Annotated in this window: 2 protein-coding genes; one reads left to right on the forward strand and one right to left on the reverse strand. The window is 57.9% G+C overall.

Annotation, left to right across the window (positions count from 1 at the left end; translation table 11 throughout):
- On the forward strand, positions 1-384 hold a 384-nt coding region (locus AACS18_RS16115; protein ID WP_108612703.1), incomplete at its 5' end, for a lecithin retinol acyltransferase family protein.
- Here AACS18_RS16115 and AACS18_RS16120 read toward each other — a convergent pair.
- A complete protein-coding gene (locus AACS18_RS16120) occupies positions 373-717 on the reverse strand; it encodes a helix-turn-helix domain-containing protein (protein WP_108612704.1) in 345 nt (114 codons plus the stop codon). The genes AACS18_RS16115 and AACS18_RS16120 overlap by 12 nt on opposite strands.
- Positions 718-744: the final 27 nt, after the last annotated feature.

The raw sequence follows: 744 nt of genomic DNA on the forward strand, positions 1-744 counted from the left end.
GTCCAGCAACATCCCTATCGTCACTTCAGCCGGGAAGAGGCGGTCAATCGTGCCCGCCGTCGTTTGGGGGAGCGCAGCTACAACCTGCTGTTCAACAACTGCGAGCACTTTGTGCAGTGGTGTATTGAAGACCGGCATCACTCACCTCAGGTTACCCGTGCCGCCCAAACGGTAATCGCGTCTCAGGTGGTGAAAACCTCTGTCGGCAAGCTCGCCTCCACAACCGGAGCCGGGCTGACTGGCGCCTATGTCAGTAGCACTGTAGCGACATCCACGGCAGCCTCCCTGGTTGCGCTAGGGAGCGCGCCTGCCTGGGGACCAGTAGCCGTGGGGGTGGTCGCGGCTTACGGTGTCCATAAACTGTGGGATTGGTTAACGGACTAACCGGCCAATCAGCGTCGTCATCATCTCCATCACCAGTTGCCGGTCATCATTACTCAGCGTCGCTAACTGCTGGCTGAGGATGATGGCCTGCTCCTGAGGACGGGGGCTGGTTTCACGCAGCAAGTCCACCAGCTCACAGTCAAATATGTGAGCCAGTTCAGCCAATCGCACAATGGTGGGGACCACGACCCCACGCTCCATACGCGATACCGCTTCTATCCCTATCTCTAACCGTTCAGCCACCGCCTCCTGGGTCAATCCACGCCGTTGGCGTTGGTGAGCAATCGCCTTACCCACCAGCCGAGCTAACTCATCTTGATCGATCTTTGTCATACGTCCTCCGAATCAACTTGAAAGGTT

It is taken from the genome of Aeromonas sp. HMWF015 (assembly GCF_963878965.1).
In the GTDB taxonomy this organism is placed as follows: domain Bacteria; phylum Pseudomonadota; class Gammaproteobacteria; order Enterobacterales; family Aeromonadaceae; genus Aeromonas; species Aeromonas veronii.